Origin of the sequence: Synechococcus sp. H55.9 (assembly GCF_047462355.1) — a bacterium.
Classification (GTDB): Bacteria; Cyanobacteriota; Cyanobacteriia; order Thermostichales; family Thermostichaceae; genus Thermostichus.
In genome coordinates this window covers 40419-44004 of record NZ_JANSJB010000001.1, presented here as the reverse complement: position 1 = coordinate 44004, position 3586 = coordinate 40419, and the positions used below count along the sequence as shown (strand labels likewise).

5 protein-coding genes and 1 tRNA gene are annotated in these 3586 nt (G+C 61.1%); 1 reads left to right on the top strand and 5 read right to left on the bottom strand.

Features of this window, described 5'->3' with window-relative positions:
• Nucleotides 1-106: 106 nt before the first annotated feature.
• The 4 genes from pyrH to NW857_RS00230 all read right to left on the bottom strand — a co-directional run bounded on the left by pyrH (nucleotide 107) and on the right by NW857_RS00230 (nucleotide 2162).
• Entirely contained in the window at nucleotides 107-865 is a 759-nt protein-coding gene (gene pyrH / locus NW857_RS00245; RefSeq protein ID WP_414334014.1) for a UMP kinase, read from the bottom strand.
• A gap of 98 nt (nucleotides 866-963) precedes the next feature.
• Complete coding sequence (locus tag NW857_RS00240) at nucleotides 964-1113, bottom strand: hypothetical protein (RefSeq protein WP_414334013.1); 150 nt, start codon at nucleotides 1111-1113, stop codon at nucleotides 964-966.
• A gap of 100 nt (nucleotides 1114-1213) precedes the next feature.
• Entirely contained in the window at nucleotides 1214-1543 is a 330-nt protein-coding gene (locus NW857_RS00235; RefSeq protein ID WP_414334012.1) for a TMEM165/GDT1 family protein, read from the bottom strand.
• Entirely contained in the window at nucleotides 1527-2162 is a 636-nt protein-coding gene (locus NW857_RS00230) for a TMEM165/GDT1 family protein (protein WP_414334011.1), read from the bottom strand. The genes NW857_RS00235 and NW857_RS00230 overlap by 17 nt, the downstream gene beginning before the upstream one ends.
• A 74-nt stretch (nucleotides 2163-2236) precedes the next feature.
• Between NW857_RS00230 and NW857_RS00225 the strand changes: the two genes are divergently transcribed.
• Nucleotides 2237-2309, top strand: a tRNA-Ile gene (locus tag NW857_RS00225).
• Nucleotides 2310-2334: 25 nt separating this feature from the next.
• On the opposite strand, the gene NW857_RS00220 is transcribed toward NW857_RS00225, so the two are convergent.
• The coding region (locus NW857_RS00220) for a D-alanyl-D-alanine carboxypeptidase (protein WP_414367659.1) at nucleotides 2335-3586 on the bottom strand (1252 nt) is incomplete at its 5' end.

Below are 3586 nucleotides of genomic sequence, written 5' to 3'. Positions count from 1 at the left end.
TTCTACAACAGCAAGGGCCTACGGCCCACCAAAGGGGAACGGCGTAGCGGTAGGACGGGGCCTTAGGCCCAGTTTTTTGGGTAGCCTGGACTGCGCCCAGCTGGGATCAAGTCTCCTGGGCCAACCTGGCAGGGATCCCGTTGTTTTCGACAGTTCGTTGCCCGATCCAAGTGCCGATGGGCTCTCCCTGCACCACGCGATAGATGTTGCCGGGGGTGGTCAGGTCGAAGACCACAATGGGCAATTGATTTTCCTTGCAGAGGGCGATGGCGGTGCTGTCCATGACCCGCAAATCGTGGGTGAGCACATCCTGATAGCTGAGGACATCGTAGCGGCGGGCCTGGGGGTGGGTCTTGGGATCCGCATCGTAAACCCCATCCACCTTGGTGGCCTTGAAGATCACCTCGGCATCGATCTCCGCCGCCCGCAAGGCCGCCGTCGTGTCGGTGGTAAAGAAGGGATTTCCAGATCCAGCGCCAAAAATCACCACCCGCCCCTTTTCCAGGTGACGAATGGCGCGACGACGAATGTAAGGCTCTGCCACCTCTTGCATGGCGATGGCCGTCTGTACCCGCGTCGGGATCCCGGCTCGCTCGATGGCATCTTGTAAGGTCAGGGCGTTGATGACGGTGGCCAGCATCCCCACGTAGTCGGCAGAAGCCTGATCCATCCCTTGGGCAGCCGCCTCTTTGCGCCCGCGCCAGATATTGCCCCCGCCCACCACGATCGCCACCTGCACACCGGCCCGCACCACCGCGGCCACTTCGCTGGCAATGGCCTGCAAGATTTCGGGATCGATCCCGTAGGGACGTTCCCCCATCAGGGCTTCACCACTCAGCTTTAGGAGAATTCGTCGGTATTTCATCTTCATCCGCTCCAGCCCACCCCTGCCTACGATAGCAGGTTTGTTGGGCTAGCTCTGTTCACAGGATGGATCCACAGACTCTCTCGACAAAACCCCCCTCACGGCTGTTCTTCGCCAGCGCTGGCCTCATTGTCGCGGGGAGCAGAACGGAAGCGGCGGCCATTGCGAGCACGACTTTTCTGAAACTGCTTGGCATATTCGCGGTTGCGCTCGGCTTTTTCCCGCTTCAGGTTGCGTTTTTTGGCCATGCTGGTCTTCCTGACCGGTTATCCGGTATGAAGTGGAGTGCCCAAAGAAGGTGGTTTTTATCCTAACATGCTTGGCCGGCACTTTTCTGGAGCCTTCTGCTCAGCCGGCTAGGGATTCCCCCAACAGGGCCAGGCCCATCAAAACAAACCCCACTCCTGCCAGGGTCTTGATCCAGCGGGGTGGGATCATTCGCGCCACCCAAGCTCCTGCCCACACTCCGATGAGGCTGGTGCTGATCAAAGCGGCAGCAGCGCCCAAAAAGATCACCCCGGAGTTTTGCGAGCGGGCGCTGAGGAGCAGAGTGGCCAATTGAGTTTTGTCGCCCATTTCCGCCAGCAGAATCGAGCCGAAGCTCACCAGCGCCGCCCGTCCAGCCATTTGCCGCAGCAAAAACGGTGGGGTCTGGCTGTCGTTATCTTGGATCAACACGTTCCTCTGTTGCTCTCTGCTCTGTTCTGCCTTCTAGAAGGGGCTGGCGCTCTGGGGGATCGTCGCCGCGCCATTCCTGCCACAGCACATAGCCCCCGATCACCAGGAACCCTGCACCCGCCAACCATTGTAGCCAGCCTGGAGGGATGACTTGCCCCAGACCTTCCCCCAGCACCACGCTGAGCAAGCTGGCAGCTACCAAAGCGCTGGCGGAACCGAAAAAGATCGCCCAAGGAGATTGGGATTGGGCACTCATGAGCAAGGTTGCCAACTGCGTCTTGTCGCCCATTTCCGCCACAAACACAGTTAAAAAAGTAACAAGCCAGAGTTGCAGCGGGGATCCCTCGGCAGAGGGGAGGTCAGTGAGGGGCGGTGCCGTCGGAAGCTCAGTATCGAGGGCAACAGAGGGGGCCAAGCTCTCCCCGGCAGGCCGGAAATCCGCGGCGGCTCGCTCGCCGTTGAGGTAGTGCTGACCAAAGGTCAAAAAGCCAAAACAGAGGGCTAGGGACACGGCAATCAGACCCAAGCCCAACGTCAGTTGACCCTGCCAAGAACGCGCCGTTCGCGCCAGCGGGACGGAGTCCCTTGCCATCGCCTCTGCCCTCACAATCACCGACATGCAGCTTATCCCGTCGAGTAGCTCTTTTTCACCCCGTTTTGGATAAAGACAAGAGCGCTAGAGTAGAAGAATAAGGGGCGTTGGCCGAGCGGTTTAGGCAGCAAACTCATAATTTGCCTTACACAGGTTCGATCCCTGTACGCCCCATCGGCAAAGCTTCCCTGCAAAAGGGTTAGAGTGGCCAAAGAGGACGTAGCAAAGGCTCCGTGCGGGATCCCGTATCCAGAGAGCGGGGCGTCCAGCGTTTGGGTAAGGCGGCAGGGGATCCCCATTGCGCTTGGAGCTGGCTGAGGAATTGCCCCTGCTGGGCGCGCAAGCCGGCCAGGTCAGATCCGCCGTTCATCAGGGCAAACCAGATATCCCCCTGCTGGGTGGGCAATACCCCCGCCAAGGTGCTGACGCCGCTCATGGTGCCCGACTTGGCGATCAAGATCGCCGGCAGCAGCCGCCGCTCCAGCACCCCCACGTCCTGGCCGACGACGGCAAAAGCATCGGCCAGAGAAAGCCCCTGCTCCTCGAGAAGCGATTGGATCGCCTGCCACAGGGCCACGTTGGCCCGTGGAGAGATGCGGTTTTCTACCCCCAACCCCGAGCCGTTGATCAGGTACAGCTCTTCTGCCGGGATCGCGGTGATGGCCTGGGCCATTTGTGCCACCTGAGCTGCTCCCCCCACTGCATTGGCCACCATCTCGGCCATGGCATTGTTGCTGTAGAGGTTCATCAGCTTGAGCAGGTGAATGAGGGGGGGCGATTCATGCCTGAGCAAGACCTGGGCCTCCGAGGGGATCTGCTGGGCAACCCGCACCGATCCCAAAATCTCCACCTGCGGCCTGGGCGTGCCGGGGGGCAAGGTCTGGAATTGCGCCTGGGCTTCCGGCGGCCAGAGGCGGGCATCCAGCCCCTGCCGCAACAGCGCGCCCGAGCGGGCCACATCCTGGAAAAAGTTCATGTAAAAGCGGCCCACCACCACCAGATCCCCCTGCACCTGGCGGATCCCCTGGGCGTTGAGGGCGTTCCCCACCGCGAAGGCTTCCTCCCAAACAAAAAAGGGATCCTCCCCTCCCAGCACCCAGAGATCGCCCTGCAAAACCCCATCCGCTCCCAGGGAACCTGTTGTCAAGTAGGTAGTCACAAAGCGATGGTGCGGGCCAAACTGCTGCAAAGCGGCCAGGGTAGTGGCCACCTTGGTCAGAGAGGCCGCCGGCAGAGCCTTGGATCCTTGATGTTGCCCCAAAACCTGGTCGCCCATCTGCAGCCAAACCCCCTGGGCGGCGGAAGCAAAGCCGCGACCGCTCAGCTGGGCCAAGTAGGTCTCCACCTGGGGTTGCAGGGATCCCTGCGCCGTCGCCTGGCAAAAATGAGCTGAGCTCAACAGCAGGAGCGCCGCCGAGAGCATCCCCACCCAGATCGCAACCAGCCGCCAG